Raw genomic sequence first — 21,384 nt, 5'->3', positions numbered from 1 at the left:
GACCGAGTAGACGCCTCACGTGGTTCTCCTTTGAACGTTGTGGTCCTGCATGTCGGCGGCGGTTCCGCCGAAGTAGGCGGCGTGGAGCTTCTCTCCACGCAGGTCGTCGGGGGTGCCCTGTGCGTGAACGCGCCCGTCGCGCAGTACGACGAGCCGGTCGCACGCGGCGGAGACCCGTTCACTGTTCTGCTCGACGACGAGCATCGCGATCCCCTGCTCACGCAGGGTCTGCAGAGAGCGGTAGATCCGGTCGACCACCAGCGGCGCAAGTCCGAGCGACGGTTCGTCGAGCAGCAGTAGACGCGGCTTCTGCACGATGGCGCGCGAGAGGGACAGCATCTGCTGCTCACCACCTGACAGCAGTCCTGCCAGCTGGGTGCGCCGCTCGGTGAGGACCGGGAACAGGTCGTGGATCAGCTCGCGGCTCTCCGCCAGTCGAGCCCTCACCCGCCCCCGCCGAAGGGACATGGCGGCGACCTCGAGGTTCTCCTCCACAGTGAGCGTCCGCAGCACGCGGTGCCCCTCAGGCAGGATGACCATTCCACGGCGGGACAGCGCTGCGGTGGACGCCTTGCCGATATCCGTGCCGTCGAACCGGACCGCACCTGAGCGCGGACGCAACCGTCCACTGAGGGTGCGCATCAATGTCGTCTTACCGGCGCCGTTCATGCCCACGAGACCGAGCAGGCCGCCCGCCGCCAGATCGAACGACACGTCGTGCAGAACCGGCTCGTGCCTGCCGTAGGCGACGGTGACGGCGTCCACCTCCAGGAGCGCGGTCACAGTGCCACTCCCAGGTAGGCGGCGATGACGTCCCGGCGGGCGAGGACCTCGCCGGGCGCACCGTCCGCGATGACCCGACCGGTGTCCAGCACGACGACGCGGTCGCACGCCGCAGTGATCAGCGGCATGTTGTGGTCCACGAGGACGACTCCCAGACCGCGCGCGCTCATCGCCCGCACCGCGGCGGCGATCTCCTCCCGCTCGAACTCGGTGAGGCCGGCGCCAGGCTCGTCCAAGAGCAGGAAGGCCGGGTCGAGCATGAGGTTGCGAGCGATCTCCACCAGGCGAAGCACGCCGTAGGGCTGGTCGCCGGCGAAGTGCTCTGCCCGCCCGGCGAGGGCGAACTCGTCGAGCAGGGCCAGTGCGCGAGCCCGGGACCGCCGGTCTGCGCGCACAGACGCCGGGGTGTGCAGGACCTGCTGCGCCCAGTTCGTCCCGGCGACGGCGTCGCCGGCCAGCATCACGTTCTCGACGAGCGTGAGCTCGCGGATGACCTTGGGGCTCTGGAAGGTGCGGCCGACCCCTCGGCGCACGATCTCGGCGCTGCTCAGACCGCGCAGGTCGGTCCCGGAGAGGTCGATGGTTCCTGCACTGACCGGCACGTCACCAGTGATCGCGTTGAGCAGTGTCGTCTTGCCTGCTCCGTTGGGACCGATGAGCCCGACGACCTCACCGGTCGCGAAGGACACCGAGACGTCGTCGACGGCACGCGTTCCACCGAAGGCGACCCCCACGTGGGACACCTCGATCCGGCGAGTGGGCACCGGCGCCGCAGGCGCGGCGAGCTCCAGCTCGGGCCGCACCGGCCGGTCCCCACCGGTCAGCTCGCCCTCGGCCTGCCGGGTCCGTCCCCGCAGCCGTGCCGCGCCCCTCCGGAGCGCTCCGGCGATACCGCCGCTGGTGACCGCGACGAGCAGCAGGATGCCGAGGCCGTACACGAGGTCCTGAGCCTGGCTGGTGGCGAGGGACAGCTCATCCATCACGAGGATGGCGAGCACTCCGAAGATCGGTCCGGTGAAGTACCCCGCGCCGCCGAGGATGGTCGCCAGCAGGAGTGCGATCAGGCGGGCGAAGCTGAAGGTGTCGAGATCGATGACGAGCTGGAAGTGCGCGTAGAGACCGCCGGCGAGACCGGCCAACATGCCCGAGAGCCCGAAGGCGACCAGCCGGGTCGTCTCCGGGGAGACGCCCACGGACGCCAGGACCCGCGGACCCTCGCGCAGCGCGACGAGCGCGCGCCCCATCCCCGAGCGGTCGATGCGCAGCACCAGGTCGAAGGCGAACCACGCGCCCAGCGCGGCCAGCCAGTAGTACTCGGCGAAGCCGCCGACGAGGTCGATGCCGAAGAACGTCGGCGGATCGATGGCGTAGATACCGATCGTCCCGCCGCTGAATTCGTCCCAGTGCAGCAGCACCTCCCCCATGGCCAGCGCGAATGCGAGGGTCTGGATGGCGAGGAACAGCTCGTCGAGCCCCCGGCTGGGCAGAGCGACGAGGACCGAGATCGCCGCGGTCAGCAGCATCGAGGCCGGCACCGCGACCCAGAACGACACCCCGAGCTGAGCGGAGAGGTAGACGCTGGTGAAGGCACCCAACCCGTAGGTCATGATGATCGACAGGTTGAAGATCCCGGCGTACCCGTACACCAGGTTGAACGCCGCCGTGAGGATGAAGGCGATGGCGGCGGCCGTCGCGAGGTGGATGGAGTAGGCGTTGCCTGCGGCCGCGAGGCCGATCAGGACGAGGACGAGAGGTCCGGCCGCGTGGCGCGCCGAGGGCGCCCGGGTGACCTTCTGCAGGAGGTTCATACGCGCTCAGCCGTTCCACGGAAGGTGAAGAGTCCGGCCGGCCGGAAGAGGAGCACCAGGGACAGGACGATGAACAGGGCCGTGAGCTGGAAGCCCGGGCTGATGAACTGGTCGGTCACGGTCATCGCGACACCGGCGACGAGCGAGCCCCCCACAGCACCCAGCAGGCTCCCCAGGCCGCCGATGACGGCACCAACGAGGGAGAGCACGAGCAACGTGGGCGCGACGTCGACCGAGACGCTCGCGAGCGTGGCCTGGAAGATCCCGCTCACCATCAGGCAGACGCCGGAGACGACCCACGCGAGGAGTTGCATGCGGGCACTGCGCACCCCGTACATCTCAGCCAGCTCGCGATCGTGCGAGACAGCCGTCAGAGTCCGACCCACCAGCGTGCGGTCGAAGAGGGCGTAGAGGATGAGCAGGACGACGAGTGCCAGCGCGATGACGAGCAGGCGCTGCCACGCCGTCTGGAAGTCGCCGATGCTGACCGACCCGACGATCCAAGGCTGGACGATCGAGGGATCACCGCCGAACCACTGGCGGGTCACGAAGCTCAGCAGCAGACCGAACCCGAGGGTCGAGAGCGTGAGACCGATGACGCGCACTCCTCTGCGCTGCGCCGGAACGATCGCGACGAGGTAGGTCAGGGCTCCCAGCACCGCACCGGCCAGCAGGGTCAGCACGACGCCGAGCAGCGGACCGGCCGCGCCCCACGACGCGCACGCCGCTCCGGCGAACACGCAGAAGAAGCCGGCCCCGAAGTTGACGACCCCGCTGACGCGGAAGACCAGACTGACGGACACGACGAGTGGGACGAGTACGGCGGTCGCCGACAAGCTCGTGATGATGAGCGAGAGCATCGTTACTCCCTGGCTGGAACAGACGTCCGAGATGTTTCACATGACTAAGTGGTTGCCGAGATTGAGCCATGGCGGTCGGCCTGTCAACCCTTGGAGACCACTCGGAGCAGCGCAAACCCGTGGGTCTAGGAAGATACTTAACCTAGTGTACTATCTTGCCCACACCTGCCGAGGAGGAACCATGACAGCGACGCCGCTGCTCCGGCTCTACCACACCGGAATCATCGTCGACAGTCTCGACAACGCCATGAAGACGTGGGGAACGGCGCTGGGACTGGACTGGGCCCCGCCCAAGACCTCCACTGCGCCGATGGAGTGCCCCGACGGCGTCGTCGGCCGGGAGGTGCGGTTCACCTACTCCCTCCAGGGTCCGCACTTCATCGAGATCCTCGAACAGGTCGACCCTTCCCCTTACCTCAACCTGACCGGCGGCAGGCGCGTTCACCACCTCGGCTACTACACCGACGACCTGGTCCAGGCCTCGGCAGACCTCGAGGAGCGCGGTTTTCGCCGGGAGCTGGCCGGAGTCGGCGAGAACGGACAGATCGGTCGTGCAGCCTTCCACTACAGCCCTGAGTCGCCGGGCATGTGGATCGAGCTGGTCTCGCACGAGATCGCTGACGAGATCGGGGGGTGGATCGCCGAGGCCGCCGCGGCCCGTGGCATCCCCTTCGTCTCGCCGTTCGTCTGATGGGCGGGGCCGCAGGTCCCCTGTCGGGACTGCACGTCGTGGACCTGTCGACCTACGTCGCCGGACCGTCGGCGACCGCCGTACTGGCTCAGCTGGGGGCTGATGTCGTTCGCGTGGACCCACTGGGAGGCGCCACCGACACGCGGCGGCTGCCCCTCGCTCCGGACGGGTCGAGCCTCTACTGGTCCGGCCTCAACCAGGGCAAGCGGTCGATCGAGGTGGATCTGCGCAGTGAAGCCGGACGCGACGTGGTGCGGACTCTGCTGGCCGTGCCCGGTCCCGGCCACGGGATCCTCGTGTCGAACGCGGTGGGCCAGGGATGGCTTGCCCACGAGGCCCTCCTCGCGCACCGTCCGGACCTCATCCAGGTGCACATCGCGGGACGGCGTGACGGTCGCCCCGCCGTGGACTACACAGTCAACTGCGAGGTCGGCCTCCCCTGGCTGACCGGTCCGGTCGACTCGCAACTGCCCGTCAACCACGTACTGCCCGCATGGGATCTGCTCACCGGGCTGCACACCGCTCTGGCGGTGGTCGCCGCGGTGCGGGAGCGCGACAGCAGCGGCAGCGGACGGATCATCGAACTCGCCCTGGCGGACGTCGCGGCGGTGACGATGGGACAGCTCGGGTTCGTCGCCGACGTCGCGGTGAACGGCAGCGCACGTCTGCGCGACGGCAACTACCTCTACGGCAGCTTCGGGTGCGACTTCGCCACGACCGACGGACGGCGGGTCATGGTGGTCGCACTCACCGAGCGGCACTGGCAACACCTGGTGGACCTGACTGGCACCCGTGAGGTCGTGGGAGCGCTCGAGGGTGCACTGCACACCGACTTCGGCAACGAGGAGGCGCGCTACCGCAATCGCGACGTGCTCTCCGCTCTGCTCGCGCCCTGGTTCGCCGCTCGCACGCACGCCGAGGTAGTGGTGGCGCTCGAGCAGGGTCAGGTCCTGTGGGGCGACTACCGCACGCTCGAGGAGCTGGTGAACGCGCCCGACTCGCCGGTGCGGTCCGGCGACCTCTTCGCCGAAACGGAGCACCCGACCGGGGCGAGCTTCCCCGTGGCTCGCAGCGCTCTCCGCTCGCGCGGGTGGGGCGAGCGGACACCGACGGTTCCCGTGCTCGGGGCGGACACCGACGACGTCCTCCGCGACTGGCTCGACCTGGACGACAGCAAGCTGGCCGAACTGCACGCGGCCGGAGCTCTGGGCTCCTCGTGACGGGTCCGCTGTTCCTCACGCTCACGCGGCTCGACCACCCGCGCCACCACCGGGACTACAACGCCTGGCACCAGTTGGACCACCTGCCCGAGAACAGGGTGCTGCCCGGCGTGTCCTGGGGCGATCGCTGGGTCCGAGACGCCGCGTGCGCGGACGCCTCCGTCGTGCCGGATCCGCAGCACCGCGAACACCAGTACGCCGTCGCATACGGGTTCCGAGATCCCACCGCCGTGGCCGCCTGGACAGAGCTCAACCAGCGCGCAGTGTGGTGGGGGCGGCGCCCGGAGCTGGGCTGGACGCACAGGGCCCCGATCGGCTTCTTCGATCCGATCAAGGGGTACGCCGCGCCGCGGGTCCTCGTGGCGCCCGAGGCGCTCCCCCACAGGCCGCACCGAGGAGTGCACCTCACGCTGTCGCGCCTCACCGAGCCGGGCTCGGCCGCCGCGGTCGACCTGCTCGCGGACCTCGACCGGGTCCGGTTCCCCGCCGCACTAGATGTGCCGGGGGTGGCCGGCGGGTGGAGCTACCGCTTCACCGCCGGGGCGCACGGTATGGGAGACGGTGCGGCCGACGACAGCGATCGGGCGGGTGTGCTGCTGCGCCTGCTGTACATCGACGACGAGGTCATCGCGACGACCCGCACGCTCCGCGACCGCGTGCCCAGCTGGACCGACGAGGCACCGGCCGGCGAAACCGTCCAGTTCTCGTCCCCGATGGTCACGATCAGTCCGTGGGAGTGGGACTGGTTCGACGGCGAGCCAGCACGAGGCTGACGACGACCGCGACCGCACAGCCCGCGGCGCACAGCAGGCAGGCGAACCGCAGGCCGGAGGCGGACGCGAACCCCGCCACCGGGCCAGGGTGCGCCGCGAGCGCAGCCCCGGTCGCAGCGCTGCCCAGCGCTCCGCCGACCAGGCGCAGCAGGATGTTCACACTGGTGGCGCTACCGGTCTCGGCGGGCTCCACGGCACCGACGATCATCGTGGTCATCGTGCCGAACGTGGCCCCGGCCCCGAAGGCGGACAACGCCATCGCCAGCAGCAGGGTCCATAGCGCACCGCCGGGGACGAAGACGAGCACGAGTGGCCCCGCCGCCGCGACGGCACCGCCCGTGGCGAGCGCACCGCGTGACCCGAGACGCCGCGCGAGCACGAGCGCGAGGCGGTTGCCCGCCAAGTTGCCGGCGGCGATCGGCGTCATGACGAGACCCACCACGAGGAGTCCTAGCCCGCTGCCGTACCCCGTCGCGGACGGCGCCTGAGCCATGCGACTGACCAGAACGGGCGTGGAGTACAGGCTGACGCCCATGGCCACAGCGGTGAGATGCGCGGCCAGCACATCGCGCTGGCGCACCAGACGCAGCTCGACGAGCGGGAACCGCACGTGCAGCTCCACGGCGACCCACACCGCCAGAGCCATCACACCAGCGACCGCGCACCCGAGCGTTCGCGGGTCCGTCCAGCCCCACACTCCGCCCTGGCTGATCGCCAGTAGCACCGCGAGGGAGCCCGCGGTGAGCAGCACGGCACCGGGCAGGTCGAGTCCGGTTCTCCTCGAAGCGTCGACCGTCCGTGGCATCCCGATGGCGAGCGCGACAGCCACTCCTGCGGTGAGAACTCCGGCTCCGCCGTAGGCCGCTGCCAGCCCCCACTGCTCCGCGACCACCATCGTCAACGGGTAGCTCAGACCGGCACCCAGCGCGGTGGTGACCGACAGCAGCGCCAGCAGCCGCACCCCGCGCGATCCCGGCACGTGGTCGCGCGCGGTCGCGATCGCCAACGCAACGAGCCCGACCCCGAGACCCTGCGCTGCACGACCGGCGAGGAATACCGGGTACCCGTCCGCGACGGCGGAGAGTCCACAACCCACAGCCACCAGTGCGCACACGCACACGGCGGCGGGCCGACGTCGACGACCGTCAGCCAGTCGACCGAGCACGGGCGTCAAGGTGGCGCCGACGAGCAGAGTGATGGTGTACGACCATTGCGACGCGGTCTCCGAGAGGTCGAATCGCGTCTGGACGACCGGGACAAGGGGGGCACCGAGCGTGACGACCCCTGCCGACACCAGTACCGCCACGACCAGTACCGGTACCAGCGGAAGGCGTTTCCTCCGGACCCGGGCAGGCGCGATCAGAGCGTCACTCGGAGTGCCTCGACCGACCGCATCTTCAGCCCAGCCCACCGCGGCGGTACGGCGTCGGCCAGTCGCATCTCCGGGAACCGGTCGAGCAGCACTGACGCCGCCTGCAGGAGCTCGCCGCGAGCGAGCATGGCACCGAGGCAGAAGTGCCGGCCCCACCCGAAAGCGAAGTGCTCACCCGTCGCGCTGAACGCCTTCACATGGTCGAGGTCAGTGCGGCGCGGGTCGAAGCGGTCGGCATGTGCGAACCTGCGCTCGTCCCGGTTGGCCGAGGCCATCAGCAGCATGACCAGCGATCCGGCTGGGATCGTGACACCATCGACGTCGACGTCCACGGTCGTCATACGGCCGTTCATCTGCGAGGGAGGGGTGTAGCGGAGAGTCTCGCTGATGGCCGGCACAACGAGGTCACGGTCGTCCCGCACCTCCTCGTACAGCTCCCGGTCCGCCAGCAGATGAGCGAAGAGACCGGCCAACGCCTTGCCCGTCGTCTCGGACCCGGCGTTGAGGAGCTGCGTGACGTGCGTCTTGATCTCGGCGTCGCCGAGCTGCTCGCCGTCGACCTCAGCCACGACGAGCGCAGATATCAGGTCCTCCCCCGGCGCACGCCGACGCTCGGCGATGACGGGTGTGAGGTAATCCCACAGCTCCGAGGTCGCAGCACGGCCCGCCGCGTCGATGTCCGGGTCGCGTGCGAGGTTGCCGAGGAAGGCGACGTGCGCGCTGTACCAGGCGAGGAACCGATCGTAGTCCGAGTGCGGCAGTCCGAGCATGTCCGTGATCACGTACACGGGCAGGTAGTAGCCGAACTCGGCCAGTAGATCGACGGTGTCGCCGGCACGGAACCGCCCCGCGAGCAGACCGGTCGCCGACCCCACAGACCGGTCCAAGATCGCCGCGATGTTGCGCGCGATCACCGGTTCCCACGCAGCCAGTCCCTTGCCACGGAAGTACGGCGTGACCAGCGCCCGCTTCCGGCTGTGCTCGATGCCGTCCATCTGAAGGAGCGATCGACCGAACACCGGCTCCAGGTGCACCTCGTAGTTCCGCGTGGAGAACCGCGGGTCCTTGTAGGCCGCACCGACATCGGCGTGTCGGCTCAGGAGGTAGCACCCGAGGTCTGCGTCGTAGTGCACGGGCGACTCGGTGCGCAGACGCGCGTAGAAGCTGTAGGGGTCCTCGGCGACTTCTTCGGAGAGGAAGCGGGGCAGGGTCGTCGCGACGCCTGCCATCACGTACCCACCGGCCGCGGTTCCGGACGGTAGCCCGGAACCCCACCCGCGATCGGCATGATCGCCAGCGAGATGCCTCCATCGACCGGCAGGTCCACGCCGGTGATCTGCCGCGCGTGCGGACCCGCCAGGAAGAGGACGGCCTCGGCGACGTCGGTCGGATCACCGATCCGGCGGAGCGGGATCATCCCGGTGCGGTACGCGCGGTTCTCGCGAGCGGCGTCGCTCGCGGTATCTCCGAACGCCGCGCGGGTCAGGCCGGTGTCAGTGGGCCCCGGGGAGACGCAGTTGCAGCGGATTCCGTCGGGTCCCCACTCGAGCGCCATCTGTCGCACGAGCATGAGCAGCGCCGCCTTGCTCGCGCTGTACGCACCCATCGGTGGGGTCGGGAACTGCGCCGAGATCGACGCGGTGGCGACCAGAGCACCGCGGGACTCGCGCAGCGCAGGATGGGCGGCCTTGGCCAGCAACCACGTGGCGCGGGTGTTCACCGCGAACGTCCGCTCGAAGCCCTCGAGATCGAGCTGCTCCAGGCCGCCGATCGCCGCTGCGCCGGCGTTGCTCACCACCACGTCGAGCCCGCCGAACTCCGTGATCGCCGCCGCCACGACCTTCGACGGTGATTCCGCGTCGGCCAGATCGGCGACCACCGGCAGACAGTGCGCCCCCTGCGCGGTGAGCTCGCCGGCGAGCTCATCGAGACGTTCAGCATTGCGATCGACCAGGACGAACGACGATTCCTCGGCGGCGCCGGAGCGTTCAGCAGCCAGTCGGGCAACGGCCGCACCGATCCCGCTCGCGGCTCCGGTGATCAGGTACCTCATGTCACTCTCCACATCTCGTCCGACGGACGGGGTTCCGGATCGTCCGGATGGCCCTCTCGGCGCTCCAACCCGTCTGCGGGTGAACGCGCTGTCACGCTGCGACCCGACGCCAGGGGACGACGAACCACCTCCCGCTCGCCCGTTGCCGGCGCTCTCGGACGCGGACGTCGTCCGCGTCACGAGAGCTCCTCGCACCACTAGCGATATAGTTAGCCTAGTGAAAGACTTTGCTTCGCACCAGACACCGGTGTTCGGCCGTCACCATCTCGACAGCTCGCCGCGTCGGACCACTGGGTCGATGGTCTGACCGCCCTGCGAGGAGGAACCGTGCCCGACAGCGCCACCGCACTGGCCGATCACCTGGCCCACTGGGCCCCGCCCGCGGTCGAGACGTCGCGCCGCGTCGACCCGTGGTCGTCGGCGGCCTTCGCCGCCCTGATCGACGCCGCACCGCCCGCCCTCGACGCCGGCGCACCGCTGCCGCCGATGTGGCACTGGTTCACCCTCCTCGACCACCCGGCCACCGCGGAGATCGGCGAGGACGGCCACCCCGCGCACGGGCCCTTCCTGCCACCGATCCCGGGCCGCCGGCGGATGTTCGCCGGCGGGCGCCTGCAGCTGTCCGGGGAGATCCCCCACGGGTCGGTGCTGCACGCCCGGTCCTCGGTCACCGCGGTCACGACCAAGACCGGCCGCAGCGGGGAGATGGCGTTCGTCACCGTCCGCCACGAGCTCTCCGCCGACGGCGCGCCCGTCGCCGTCGAGGAACAGGACGTCGTCTACCGCTCGGAGCCCGACGGCGCCCCACGGCGCACGACACCGCGTCCCGAGAGCGGTGGGCCCGCACCCGCCGGTGCCTGGCAGCGCACCCTGCAGACCGGCCCCGTGCTGCTCTCCCGGTTCAGCGCCCTGACCTACAACGGCCACCGCATCCACTACGACACCCCCTACGCCACGGGCGTCGAGGGCTACCCCGACCTGGTGGTCCACGGCCCGCTGCTCGCGCTCCTCGCCCTGGAGCTGCCGCGCCTGCACTCCCCCGGCGCCCGCGTCGCAGAGTTCGCCTACCGACTGGTCCGGCCGACGTTCAGCCCGGAAACGGTCGTGGCAACCGGATCGCCCGCCGCCGACGGGGCCGAGATCGTGGTGGCTGCGCAGGGGGCCGCGCCATCGCTCACCGCCTCCGTGCGCTTCGAAGGTAAGCAGTCGTGAAGGGGCCGGCGCTGCTGTTCTGCCCCGGGGACCGCCCCGACCGCTACGCCAGGGCCGCCGCGGCGTCGGACGCGGTGGTTCTCGACCTGGAGGATGCCGTCGCCCCGGACGCCAAGGACGCGGCCCGCGCCGCCGTGATGCGCGGGCTGGCCGATCTCGACCCCGCCGCCGTCGTCGTCCGCGTCAACGCCACCGGCACCCCGTGGCACGCTGCCGACGTCGCCGCGCTCGCCGCGTTCCCCGACGTGACGCTGATGCTGCCGATGGCGCAGCGCCCCGAGGACGTCGAGGCATTAGGCCCGCACCCGGTCGTCGCCCTGTGCGAGACCGCACGCGGCGTCCTCGAGGCGCCCCGGATCGCGGCGGCGTCGACCAGCGTCGGCCTCATGTGGGGCAGCGAGGACCTGCTCGCCGACCTCGGCGGGCGATCCGGGCGCGCCCCCGACGGCACCTACCGCCCCGCCCTGGCCGAGGCGCGCACCCGCATCCTCTACGCCGCCCGCGCAGCCGGCGTCGCCCCGATCGACACAGTGCTCGTCGCCCTCGACGATCTCGACCTGCTCGCCGCGGACAGTGCCGATGCGGCCGCTGCCGGGTACGCGGCCAAGGCGTGCATCCACCCGGTGCAGATCGCCGTCGTCCGGGCCGCCTTCCGCCCCGGCGACGACGAGATATCGCAGGCCGAAGACGTACTCGCTGCCGCCGCCGGGCAGCCCGGGGTGTTCCGGTTCCGCGGGCGCATGGTCGACGCACCTGTCCTCGCCCGCGCCCGCGAGATCCTGCGTCTTACGCACGAAGCCGACGCGACGACTGCGCTACGCCTGTCGAAGACTTAGCTCAACGGATCCTTCAAGACGGACCCGTCCGTCATGGCCGAACTTGAAGCCCAAGCCGTTGTTGGCACTCTCACCATGCACGACCCTCTGTCCTCTTGGCGTGCGTTCCTCGTCAAGGCACCGCGCGCGCCCGATCTGCGGAGTCATCGCTGCCGCGCGAACGATCCTGACCAGCGTGGTTGACCTGTGGTCGGCCCCGGACCGCTGCTCCGCCTTCGGGACCACGCATCAGCCACGCCCGACCACGCAGCCGCACATGGCGGGATGTGCGCTACGCCCACCAGCAGTGGAGGCGAGAGCGTGGAACCTACGAACGGATCGGCCCGCGGGGCAGTACGCCGGTCGGTGGCCGGGGTCGCCGGCGGCGTCGGAACGACGAACCTGGCCACTGCGATCGGCGCGACGGATCGGGGTGTGTTCGTCGGACGGCCGGTTGACGTCCTGGTCTGCCGCGCCACCGGTGACTCACTGGTGCGTGCCGGCCGAGCCGCGCAACTGATCATCTCGACCAGCGGCATCCGGCCCGTCCTCGCCGTCACCTCCGCGGACGCCTCCGGACCGAGCCGCCCCGTCAGTGCTCGGCTCCGGCTGCTCGAGCCGCACACCGCCGCGATCGTGGTGCTCCCCTACATCCGGCGCTGGCGCGACCTCACCTCGCCACTCGACGAGGTCCGCGGCCTGCTCGCCGTCCCCCGCGGCGAGGTGCCGCGCGCACTGCGTCGCTACGCCGACGCCGCCCGCGCTGTGTGCGACGTGACCGGCCTCCCCCTGGGCATCTCGCCCCTCGCTCCTCACCGCGCGGCGCCGGTTCGCAGCGGCCCCGTACCGATCCCGAGAAGGAGTCCCTGACCATGCGCTCTCAACGAACCTCTGCGGTGCCGGACCCGGCGCCGATCGCGCCACCCGGCCTCGACGCCCTCGCCGGCGACCTCCTGGGCTGGCTCAAGTGGGGCGTCCTCGTCTCCGGCGTCCTAGGCATCCTCGTCTGCGCCCTGATGATCATCATCGGACGGCGGAACCGCTCCGCCACCGCCTACGAGGGACTCGTCGGTGGGGCCTGGGTGATCGGCGGGCTCGCTTTGGCCTCCGTCGCGGCGCTGCTGGTGGGGGCGTTCCAGCTGTGAAGCGCTCGATCACCGCGCTCGCCATCCTCCTCGCCGCCGTCGCCTGCACCGGCCCCCCGAGCGAGAGCATCCGGTTCGAGCAGGTCGCCCTGGTGGCCGTGCCCGGTGGCGTCGCCGCGCAGTCGCTCCGCCACGGCCCGTTCCGAGTCGACGGCGCACGGGCGTCGGGGTTCAGCCACGACGCTCTCGGGGCGGCGTTGGCCGCAAGCCACATCAGCCCGCGGATCACCGCGGCAGCCGGCGCCGCGATCTCCGGCCCGACGCTGGCCGAGCAGTGCTTCGGTGACATCGACGACGCGCAGGCCTCGTTGGACTCCGCGCTCCCCCTGCCCGACTCCCCCACTGCGGACGACCTGACACCGGTCTCTCTGCACTACCGCGTCATCGCCGGTGATCCCGCCGGCGACCACGTGGTTGTATCCCTGCTCGCGGACACCCCGCAGGCCCGCAGTCGGGGCGGGCTCTCACGGGTGGACGCGACGCTGCGCTGGTACGGGCAGGACTGGCAGCTGCAGGTGCCGGCCCGACGGCCGTCCCTGCAGCCCGACACCACCGGCTACGCGCTGCTCGGACCGACGCCGTGACCGCCGCCTTGGCCCAGGCGCCGTCGCAGGAGTGCGGGACCTTCGACCTAGGCTGTCAGGCCGGTGCTGCGATCGAGTCCGCGTTCGAGGGCATCGTCGCCGAGGTCGCCCGCAGCACCGCCGAGCTGGTCGTCACCACCGCCACCTGGTGGGTGGAGACCGAGAGCGTCGACCCGCTCGATCCCGCTGTCGTCGCCGCACAGGGCATGACCCGCGACCTCGTCCTGATCATGCTGGTCGGCGGGGTGCTGGTGCAGTCGATCCGGCTGATCCTGTCCCGCAAGGGCGAACCGCTTGTCATGGTCGCGACCGGGCTGCTGCGCTATGCAGTCGTGTCCGCGCTGGGGCTGGTCACGCTGCAGGGCGCGTTGCGCGCCGGAGATGTTGTCGCCAGCCGGTTGCTCGACGGCGCCGCGAGCAACTTCGCGCTCCTGATGCGGGACGTGCTGCTCGAGGGTGACTCCACGTTCCTTGTGCTGCTCGTCTCGCTGATCGCCGCGGTGTTGTCGCTGGTGCAGTGGGTGCTGATGGCGATGCGCCAGGCCGGGCTCCTCGTGCTCGCTGCGATGCTGCCGCTCGCCGCGTCCGGGTCCCTGACCCATTCCACCCGCGGCTGGCTGGACCGGCTGCTGGTGTGGCTGATTGCGATGGTCGCCTACAAGCCGGCCGCGGCGTTCGTCTACTACATCGGCTTCTCCTACCTGTCCTCACCGAGCGCCAGCGACGACGGCAACGTCGCCACGATGATCACCGGCATCATGGTGCTGCTCCTCGCAGTCATCGCTATGCCGGTCCTGCTGAAGTTCTTCTCCTGGACCGGCACCCAGATCGGCGGCGGAGGCGGAGCCGGGTCCGGATTCCTCGGCGCTGCCGGAGCCGTGGCGATGAACAACGGCTACGGTCGAGCCGCGTCCGTCGAACGAGCTGCCGCCGTCGACGCGACGGGCCCGGGCAGCGTCCCGGTCCAGGGCAGCTACCCGCCCAGCGGAGCGGCCTCCTCGGCCGCAGCCGGCGGAGCAGCAGTCGCCGGCGCAGCGGTCGCGGCCACCGCGGTCGCCGGGGCGGCCAAGAAGGCGGGCGACCAGATCATCGGCGAGCACGAGCAGGACTCGACGCCATGACCGCCGACCCGACCACACGCGAGGACCGGCCGAGGCTCTACGGCAACTGGCGAGCTGAGCGCGGCTGGGGCATCGGCGCATTGTCCACGCCGTCCACCGTCATCCTCCTCGTCGCCGTCCTCGCTCCGCTCTTCGCCGTCTCCGCTCTGCCCGTCGCGGCCCTCCCGCTGGCCGGGGTCAGCGCTGCCGTGATCGCCGCGCTGGTGATCCGGATCGGTGGGATCAGCCTGGTCGATGTCGTCACCCGGCGGGCGCGGTTCTACCGCGCCCGCGCCGCGGGGTGGACCGAGCTCTCCGGTGGCGTCCTGACCGAGCACCCCCGCGGCGCCGACCTGCCGGGCGTCCTGGCACCCCTGCAGCCCGTCGACGTCGACGACGGCCGCGGCGGACGACACGCCCTGCTGTGGCACCGCCGCACCGGCACCCTCACCGCTGTCCTGCGCTGCTCCCCCGTCGGCCTCGACCTCGCCGACCCCGAGCAGACCGACCAGTGGGTCGCCTCCTGGGGCGCACTGCTCGCCGACCTCGGCCACCTCCCCCTCATCCGACACATCGCCGTCACCGTCGACACCGCCCCCGCCGGCGGCACGACAGTCCGCGATCACGTCGCCCGCGCACTCGATCCCACCGCGCCCGCCGTCGCTCGTCGCATCCTCGACGAGCTCGTCGCCCTCACCCCCACCAGTAGCGCCGAGGTCGACACCCGCGTCTCCGTCTGTCTCGACCCCGCACGCGCCACCCCCAAGCCCGTCGACCTCCTGGCCTCCGCGGTCGAGATAGGACGCTGGCTGCCTGGCATCGAGAACCAGCTCGCCGCCTGCGGCGTCGCCGTCCTCGGCCGGGCGTCCACGGGGTGGCTGACCGGCCGCATCCGCGCCGCGTTCGATCCGCACGCCCGGCCGCAGATCGCCCGCCTGAACGAGGCCGGCCACGGCCTGGCCTGGCGCGACGCCGGCCCGGTCGCAGCGCAGGAGCAGTGGGACGGCTACCGCCACGAGGGCGGGCTGTCGGTCAGCTGGGCGCTGCGCGAAGCACCGCGCCAGGCCGTGGGCCCGGCCGTGCTCGCTCCGCTGCTCGCCCCCGGACCGTTCCCGCGACGGACCACCTGGCTCTACGACCCCTACCCCGCCGCTCAGGCCGCAGCGAAGGTCGAGAACGAGGTCACCTCTGGCCAGGTCCGGCGGGCCTGGGCCGAACGCACCCGCCGCGACGAGACCCAGCGCGAGCGCGACGACCGCAGCCGCGCCCTGCAATCCGCCCGCGAGGAGGCCGAGGGCGCCGGCGTCGGCCGGTTCACCGTCTACGTGACCACCACGGTCCTGCACGACGACGACCTCCCCGCCGCCGTCGCCGACACCGAGCAACGTGCCGGCCAGTCGAAACTGCGCCTGCGACGCCTCCGCGGCTCGCAGGCCGCCGGCTTCGCCGCCGCTCTCGGGCTGGGCATCGACCCCGCCGACCTCATCACCCACCGACGCGGACGCTGACAGAGGACCACCATGACCGCACCCGTTCCCCGCTCCTGGGGCTGGGCCGTCCCCGGAGGCGGACGCGCCGGCCACGTCGAACCCGGCAACCGGTTCGCCGGCACCACCAGCCAGATCTGTGGGCTGTTCCCCTTCGCCACCCCCTCCGGTTCCGACGTCCGCGGCGTCCCCATCGGCCGTCACCTGCACACGGCCGAACCGATCGGGCTGGACCCGGCCCAGTGGCTCCGCACCGGCCTGGTGTCCAACACCGGCGTATGGGTCCAGGGGCAACCCGGCATCGGGAAGTCCTCGATCACCAAGCGGATGGTGACCGGCCTGGTCGGGTTCGGCATGCGAGCCGTCATCCCCGGCGACGTGAAGGGCGAGTACACCGGCCTGGTCCATGCACTCGGCGGTTCGGTGTGGCGGCTCGGCCGCGGTCTCGAATCACTCAACCCCCTCGACGCCGGCCCGCTGCGCGAGGCGCTTCGTGCCGCGCCGCCCGAGGACCGGCTGCGCCTGACCGAGACCCTGCGCGCCCGCCGCCTCTCCCTCCTCGAAGCACTGATCACGATCGTCCGACGAACCGAGCCCGACGTCACCGAGCGGCGGCTGCTGGGTGCTGCCCTGGACGTCGTCATCAACGCAGATCCGGACCACGAACCCGTCATCCCGGAGATCCTGTCGGTCCTACGTGCTGGTCCGGCCGCGCTCGCGACCATCGCCGCAGTCGACGAACCGGCGGAGTACCGGCGCTTCACCCGGACCCTCACCAACACGCTCGGGCTGCTCTGCGAAGGAGCGATCCGCGGGATCTTCGACCGCCCCAGCAGCACCCGTTTCAACCCCGACACCCCCGCCCTGTCACTCGACATCAGCGCCCTCGACGACGACGAGGACGAGGTGGTCGCCGCCGCCATGCTCTGCTCCTGGACCTGGTCGGCAGGACTCGCCGACGCCGCCGGGTACGGCGAGCGGCGTCGCAACGTCGTGCAGGTGCAGGACGAGCTCTGGCGTGCCCTGCGGGTCGCGCCCGGGCTGGTGGAGCGGTCCGACCGGATCACCCGCCTCGGCCGGCACCGCGGGGTCGTGTCCTTCCAGGTCACCCACTCCCTCGACGACCTCGAAGCGCTCCCCACCGAAGCCGACCGGGCGAAGGCCCGGGGCATGGCGTCGCGCAACGGGGTGCTCCTCCTCGGAGGCATGGCCGACAAGGAGCTCGACGGACTCCGCCGCCTCACCTCGCTCACCCGTGGCGAGGCCGCTCTCATCACCTCCTGGGCGGCCCCACCGACGTGGCACTCCGGCCGCACCCACCCCGGTCGTGGCAAGTACCTGATCAAGTCGGGCCAGCGGCTCGGCCTGCCCGTCGCCCTCACCCTCACCCCTACTGAGATCGAGCTGCACGACACCGACCGCGCCTTCCGCGTACAGGGGCCGACATCGTGAACCGCGCCCTCCTGCGGGACGCCGCAGCACCGCTACTGCTGCTCTCCGCCATCGGGTCGGCGGCGCTGCTGTGCGTCGACGTCTGGCTCGCCGCTGGCGCGGCCTCCCTCAGCAGCACCGGGACCTGGGTGGCCAACGGACCCGACCCGCTGACCGTCTCCACCCTGCTGCGCGACGGTCCGGTGGCGGTCCTATCACCCGGCGCGTCGACCACAGTGTTCGCCGCGGTGCTGGGCACGGTGATCCTGCTGGAGGCCGGAGCCGTCGTGGCGATCGCGCTCCTGGTGACAAGGGCGAGCAGCGCGACCGATCCACAGCGGTCCCTCCTGGGGCGTCGAGAGCTCGGCGACCTCTCCGGGGCCGCTGCCGCGAAACGTGCCCACCGCCTCCGACCCTCGCTCGACGGCGACGAACCCGCCGACCGCGGTCTGCGGTTGCTGTCCATCGGACGCCGGGACGTCTGGATGTCCTGGGAGGACGTCGGACTCGTCGTCATGGGACCGCGCGCCAACAAGACCAGCGCGCTCGCCGTCCCCACCGTCCTCGCCGCGCCGGGGCTCGTCGTCGCCACCTCGAACAAGGCCGACCTGTGGGCGCTGACCTCAGGTCTGCGTGGACGAGCCGGACCGGTGTGGACCTTCGACCCTCAGCTCATCGCCCACGCCCGTCAGACCTGGTGGTGGGACCCGCTGCGCAGCATCCGCGACGTCGGGCCCGCCGAACGGATGGAGGCCGCAGCCCGCCTCGCCGGACACTTCATGGGCACCATCGGCGGCAACCGGCGGGACCCGTTCTTCCACTCCGCGGGCGAGCAGGTGCTCACCTCGACGCTCCTCGCCGCCGCTCTGCAGGACGGCGGCACCGTGCGCGATGTCGTCTCCTGGCTGCAACCGGGAAGTCGGGACGCCGTCGCCGCACTCGACGCCGCGGGCGCGCTGGCGGAGGCCGCTGACCTGGAATCGACCCTGCACGGCGCCGACGTCACGACGAAGGGGATCCTGCAGACCGCGCGTACAGCAACGAGGTCGCTGACCAGCGAACGCATCCTGCGGTGGATCACCCCGCCGTACACCTGGCAGACCCCGCCCGTCGACCCGCCGACCGAGCTCGACCTGTGGGACCTCCTCCGCGCTGCGCAGCACGGCCGCGCCACGGTCCACCTGCTCTCCAAGGAAGGAGCCGGCACCGCCGCGCCCGTCGTCACCGCACTGGTCGACCGCATCCTGGAAGTCGCGGAACTGCTGGCGCAGGCCCGGGGCGGACGCCTCGATCCGCCCGTCGTCGCCGTCCTGGACGAGGCAGCCAACATCTGCCCGATCCGCCAGCTCCCCCAGCTCTACAGCCACTACGGCTCCCGCGGCATCCAGGTCCTCACGATGCTGCAGAGCTACCAGCAGGGCGTCGGGGTGTGGGGCGAACAGGGCATGCAAGCCCTCTGGTCCGCGGCCACGATCAAGCTCGTCGGCGCCGGAGTCGACGACCACGCCTTCCTACAGCGCCTCTCCGGCCTCATCGGCGACCACGACGTCGAGAAGACCTCGACCAGCATCGACCGGACCCGTGGCGCATCCCGGCAGTACTCCACCGCGCGGGAGTCGATCCTCCCTGCCTCGGTGCTCCGCGCTCTCCCCCGAGACCAGGCGGTCCTGCTCGCCACCGGGCGCAAGGCCGGGCTCGGCCGACTGCACCCCTGGTACCGCGAACGCGACAACACCGACATCTCCAGCTACGCCGACACCGCCCTCGAAGAGCTGTGCCGCGCAGCTGCGATCGCGCTCGGCCCGAACAACCCCGTCAACCTGACGAGAGGAACGCCATGAGCAGCGCAGCCGGCTCGCAGGACCACTCCGAGCAGATCGCCGCACTGATGGCACGGGTGCAGGCCCTGGAGGCGTGCCGAGACCACCAGACCGACCTCCTCGACGAGCTCATCAATGGCATGCCCACGGCCGAGCCGGCGAGCGATCCGGCCCCGATCGAGGACCTCGACGCGGACGGCCTCGTCTCCTGGGTGCACCAGTGCATCACCGGCATCATCGCCCGACCGCTGCGCGGCGAGCTGACCTGGTGTCCCCGCTGGTGGGAGCACCCGGAGGCCATCCTCCGCATGCGGGCACTGCACCGCGCGTGGGCCGAGCTCGCCTCCGAACCCGGCATCGCGATGTCGCTGTGGCTCCGGGACCACCTCGACCCGTGCTTGCGGGAACTCCTCAACCCGCTCGGCCCGTTCGCCGACTGCGCGCACAACGAGCGCTACCGCAGCCTCAACGGTCACACCCCGTTGGCGACCCTGCCCACCGCCGCGCCGGACGGCCCGCTCGAGCACACCGGATGAGCGATCCGTGCGCGCGCTCGCCGTCGGCGGAGCAGGCCTCGTCGCCACCCTCCTCCTTCCCCTCCTGCTGATCGCCACGCTGCTCGGCGGACTCAGCACCATCGACCCTGTCGGCGACGTGGACCCCTCGGCGATCCCCACCGCGGCGGCTGCGCAGCTCCCGGTGATCGAAGCGGTGACCGCCGCGGCCTGCCCGGAACTCCCGCCTCTGTGGGTCGTCGCGCAGGTCCAGGCCGAGTCGGGCTGGGACGCCAGCGCGTTCCGTGCCGACCGCAACGGCGGGTCCGCGGGCCTCTACCAGCTGAACGAGGCGAACTGGGTCGATGCCGGCGGCGCAGCGTGGGCGTCGGCCCCACCACCTGCTGAGGCCGACGTCCTCCAACCCGAGGTACACCTGCGGACGGCGATCCCCTGGGTGTGCCGCAACCTCCGCGAGGCAACCCGACACCTCGCGACGACCGGGAAGCCGACAGCACCGCTCGACGCCATGCTCGTGTGCCACATCGCCGGATGCAGCCGTGTCACCGGCTCCACAACGGGCGTACCCACGGTCGGAGAGGCCGGCTGCGATGCGACGTGCGTCGACCTCGTCGACGGGTACCTGACCCACGTCCACGAGTTCCTGGCTGCCTACGGCCGCAGCTCCGGCCCGGTCCCGATCGACGACCTGCCGGCGCCCACTCCGTTCACCGGAGGCGGGTCGGGGTGCACCGCCCCCGACCCGACGGGAGGACGCTGCCTCACCCCGACCAGTCGCCACGGGTACGACGAGATCGTCCGGGTCTTCGGACCCGCAGCACCAGGCGGACCGATCCGGTCGGTGGGCTGCTGGGACGAGCACGCCTGGAACCCCGACAGCGACCATCCGCGCGGACGGGCCTGCGACTACTTCCCAGGCGCCGCCGGGTTCTTCCCCCAGGGTGACGAGCTCGCCAGCGGCTGGCGGCTCGCGTCCTGGCTGCGGGCGCACGCGGAGGCACTGGACGTCGGCTACCTGATCTGGCAAGGGCGGTTCTGGTCACCCGAGACGACAGATGCCGACGGCTGGGGCCGCGCCTACACCGGCGGCGGAGTCTACGACCCGACCGACGCCACCGGCGGCCACTTCGACCACGTCCACGTCAGCTACGCGTCCTGACGATCAGCGGGCTCGCATCCCGATGACGACGACCGAACCGGAACAGGCCGCCTTCAGCGCCGCACCCAGCACCAGGACGCCGGCGAGGGGAAGCAGGACCCACGGTCCCGTCGGACCATGCCGAGCCGCCCCGAGATCCAGCCGGGCAGGCCGACCTCCCCAGCGGGACTCCAGCTCGGAACGCGAGTAGCTCCGGACCGACCTGCGCCCGAACGGGTAGGTCTCGGCCGACACGACGACCGAGGCGTCCACGCGATCGAACTGCGGCAACTCTGCGGACCAGGCAGCAGACGCGAGCCGATCGGTGGCATCAGCGGCTGGCAGAACGGATCCGGTCTCGTCGACGCAGCTGTCCGCGCTCACCATCGCGATCGACACATCGCTGACGATGTCGACCTCGACGTTGACGTCGTGGCAGCCACCGCCCTCGTCGAGCTCGGACGCGGGTACGGCTGTGCAGCCCCCGACCAAGAACCCGATCACGATGATCACCGTTGCCATGCGCATCGCCTCACCCTCGGCACCTGCGCGTCTCCGGTCCAGATGTGCGCCATCG

21 protein-coding genes are annotated in these 21,384 nt (G+C 71.3%); 14 read left to right on the top strand and 7 right to left on the bottom strand.

Annotated elements, in window-relative coordinates:
- Positions 1-15: 15 nt before the first annotated feature.
- From H6H00_RS19875 to H6H00_RS19865, 3 genes are read right to left on the bottom strand one after another with little or no spacing between them, the layout of a single operon-like run.
- On the bottom strand, positions 16-783 hold the full coding sequence (locus H6H00_RS19875; protein ID WP_185717246.1) for an ABC transporter ATP-binding protein: 768 nt from the start codon (positions 781-783) through the stop codon (positions 16-18).
- Positions 780-2,591, bottom strand: a complete 1,812-nt coding sequence (locus H6H00_RS19870; RefSeq protein ID WP_185717245.1) for a branched-chain amino acid ABC transporter ATP-binding protein/permease — start codon at positions 2,589-2,591, stop codon at positions 780-782. Before H6H00_RS19870 ends, H6H00_RS19875 begins: the two co-directional genes overlap by 4 nt.
- On the bottom strand, positions 2,588-3,451 hold the full coding sequence (locus H6H00_RS19865; RefSeq protein ID WP_185717244.1) for a branched-chain amino acid ABC transporter permease: 864 nt from the start codon (positions 3,449-3,451) through the stop codon (positions 2,588-2,590). Before H6H00_RS19865 ends, H6H00_RS19870 begins: the two co-directional genes overlap by 4 nt.
- Positions 3,452-3,632: 181 nt before the next feature.
- Between H6H00_RS19865 and H6H00_RS19860 the strand changes: the two genes are divergently transcribed.
- From H6H00_RS19860 to H6H00_RS19850, 3 genes are read left to right on the top strand one after another with little or no spacing between them, the layout of a single operon-like run.
- Complete coding sequence (locus tag H6H00_RS19860) at positions 3,633-4,142, top strand: VOC family protein (protein ID WP_185717243.1); 510 nt, start codon at positions 3,633-3,635, stop codon at positions 4,140-4,142.
- Positions 4,142-5,362, top strand: a complete 1,221-nt coding sequence (locus H6H00_RS19855; protein WP_185717242.1) for a CoA transferase — start codon at positions 4,142-4,144, stop codon at positions 5,360-5,362. Before H6H00_RS19860 ends, H6H00_RS19855 begins: the two co-directional genes overlap by 1 nt.
- A complete protein-coding gene (locus H6H00_RS19850; protein ID WP_185717241.1) occupies positions 5,359-6,135 on the top strand; it encodes a hypothetical protein in 777 nt (258 codons plus the stop codon). Before H6H00_RS19855 ends, H6H00_RS19850 begins: the two co-directional genes overlap by 4 nt.
- On the opposite strand, the gene H6H00_RS19845 is transcribed toward H6H00_RS19850, so the two are convergent.
- From H6H00_RS19845 to H6H00_RS19835, 3 genes are read right to left on the bottom strand one after another with little or no spacing between them, the layout of a single operon-like run.
- Positions 6,086-7,441 (bottom strand): MFS transporter, encoded by a 1,356-nt coding sequence (locus tag H6H00_RS19845; RefSeq protein WP_185717240.1) that lies wholly within the window; start codon positions 7,439-7,441, stop codon positions 6,086-6,088. The two genes, H6H00_RS19850 and H6H00_RS19845, sit on opposite strands and share 50 nt — an antisense overlap.
- A 53-nt stretch (positions 7,442-7,494) precedes the next feature.
- Complete coding sequence (locus tag H6H00_RS19840) at positions 7,495-8,736, bottom strand: cytochrome P450 (protein ID WP_185717239.1); 1,242 nt, start codon at positions 8,734-8,736, stop codon at positions 7,495-7,497.
- A complete protein-coding gene (locus tag H6H00_RS19835) occupies positions 8,736-9,560 on the bottom strand; it encodes an SDR family NAD(P)-dependent oxidoreductase (protein ID WP_185717238.1) in 825 nt (274 codons plus the stop codon). The genes H6H00_RS19840 and H6H00_RS19835 overlap by 1 nt, the downstream gene beginning before the upstream one ends.
- A gap of 327 nt (positions 9,561-9,887) precedes the next feature.
- Here H6H00_RS19835 and H6H00_RS19830 point away from each other — a divergent pair, with 327 nt between their 5' ends.
- The 11 genes from H6H00_RS19830 to H6H00_RS19780 all read left to right on the top strand — a co-directional run bounded on the left by H6H00_RS19830 (position 9,888) and on the right by H6H00_RS19780 (position 20,828).
- Positions 9,888-10,772, top strand: coding sequence for an HTD2 family dehydratase (locus tag H6H00_RS19830; protein ID WP_185717237.1), 885 nt, complete (start codon positions 9,888-9,890; stop codon positions 10,770-10,772).
- Positions 10,769-11,608, top strand: a complete 840-nt coding sequence (locus H6H00_RS19825; protein ID WP_185717236.1) for an HpcH/HpaI aldolase/citrate lyase family protein — start codon at positions 10,769-10,771, stop codon at positions 11,606-11,608. Before H6H00_RS19830 ends, H6H00_RS19825 begins: the two co-directional genes overlap by 4 nt.
- A 471-nt stretch (positions 11,609-12,079) precedes the next feature.
- Positions 12,080-12,457 carry a hypothetical protein gene (locus tag H6H00_RS19820; protein WP_185717235.1) on the top strand — a complete coding sequence of 126 codons (378 nt, stop codon included), beginning with the start codon at positions 12,080-12,082 and terminating at the stop codon, positions 12,455-12,457.
- A gap of 2 nt (positions 12,458-12,459) precedes the next feature.
- Positions 12,460-12,732: a hypothetical protein gene (locus H6H00_RS19815; protein ID WP_185717234.1), complete on the top strand. Its 273-nt coding sequence runs from the start codon at positions 12,460-12,462 to the stop codon at positions 12,730-12,732.
- Complete coding sequence (locus H6H00_RS19810) at positions 12,729-13,316, top strand: DUF8175 domain-containg protein (RefSeq protein WP_185717233.1); 588 nt, start codon at positions 12,729-12,731, stop codon at positions 13,314-13,316. Before H6H00_RS19815 ends, H6H00_RS19810 begins: the two co-directional genes overlap by 4 nt.
- Positions 13,313-14,437, top strand: coding sequence for a TrbL/VirB6 family protein (locus tag H6H00_RS19805; RefSeq protein WP_185717232.1), 1,125 nt, complete (start codon positions 13,313-13,315; stop codon positions 14,435-14,437). The genes H6H00_RS19810 and H6H00_RS19805 overlap by 4 nt, the downstream gene beginning before the upstream one ends.
- Positions 14,434-15,924: an SCO6880 family protein gene (locus H6H00_RS19800; RefSeq protein WP_221775601.1), complete on the top strand. Its 1,491-nt coding sequence runs from the start codon at positions 14,434-14,436 to the stop codon at positions 15,922-15,924. Before H6H00_RS19805 ends, H6H00_RS19800 begins: the two co-directional genes overlap by 4 nt.
- A 12-nt stretch (positions 15,925-15,936) precedes the next feature.
- Entirely contained in the window at positions 15,937-17,355 is a 1,419-nt protein-coding gene (locus H6H00_RS19795; RefSeq protein WP_185717231.1) for a putative type IV secretion/conjugal transfer ATPase, read from the top strand.
- Positions 17,352-19,175: a type IV secretory system conjugative DNA transfer family protein gene (locus H6H00_RS19790; protein ID WP_185717230.1), complete on the top strand. Its 1,824-nt coding sequence runs from the start codon at positions 17,352-17,354 to the stop codon at positions 19,173-19,175. Before H6H00_RS19795 ends, H6H00_RS19790 begins: the two co-directional genes overlap by 4 nt.
- Entirely contained in the window at positions 19,172-19,690 is a 519-nt protein-coding gene (locus H6H00_RS19785; RefSeq protein ID WP_221775600.1) for a DUF4913 domain-containing protein, read from the top strand. The genes H6H00_RS19790 and H6H00_RS19785 overlap by 4 nt, the downstream gene beginning before the upstream one ends.
- 7 nt (positions 19,691-19,697) lie before the next feature.
- Positions 19,698-20,828, top strand: coding sequence for a VldE C-terminal domain-containing protein (locus H6H00_RS19780; RefSeq protein WP_185717229.1), 1,131 nt, complete (start codon positions 19,698-19,700; stop codon positions 20,826-20,828).
- A gap of 3 nt (positions 20,829-20,831) precedes the next feature.
- Here the strand turns inward: H6H00_RS19780 and H6H00_RS19775 are convergent, their stop codons facing one another.
- Positions 20,832-21,335 carry a hypothetical protein gene (locus tag H6H00_RS19775; RefSeq protein WP_185717228.1) on the bottom strand — a complete coding sequence of 168 codons (504 nt, stop codon included), beginning with the start codon at positions 21,333-21,335 and terminating at the stop codon, positions 20,832-20,834.
- Positions 21,336-21,384 lie beyond the last annotated feature (49 nt).

Origin of the sequence: Pseudonocardia petroleophila (assembly GCF_014235185.1) — a bacterium.
In the GTDB taxonomy this organism is placed as follows: domain Bacteria; phylum Actinomycetota; class Actinomycetes; order Mycobacteriales; family Pseudonocardiaceae; genus Pseudonocardia; species Pseudonocardia petroleophila.
The sequence above is the reverse complement of the archived record's forward strand: the minus strand, read 5'-3'. Positions and strand labels throughout refer to the sequence as shown.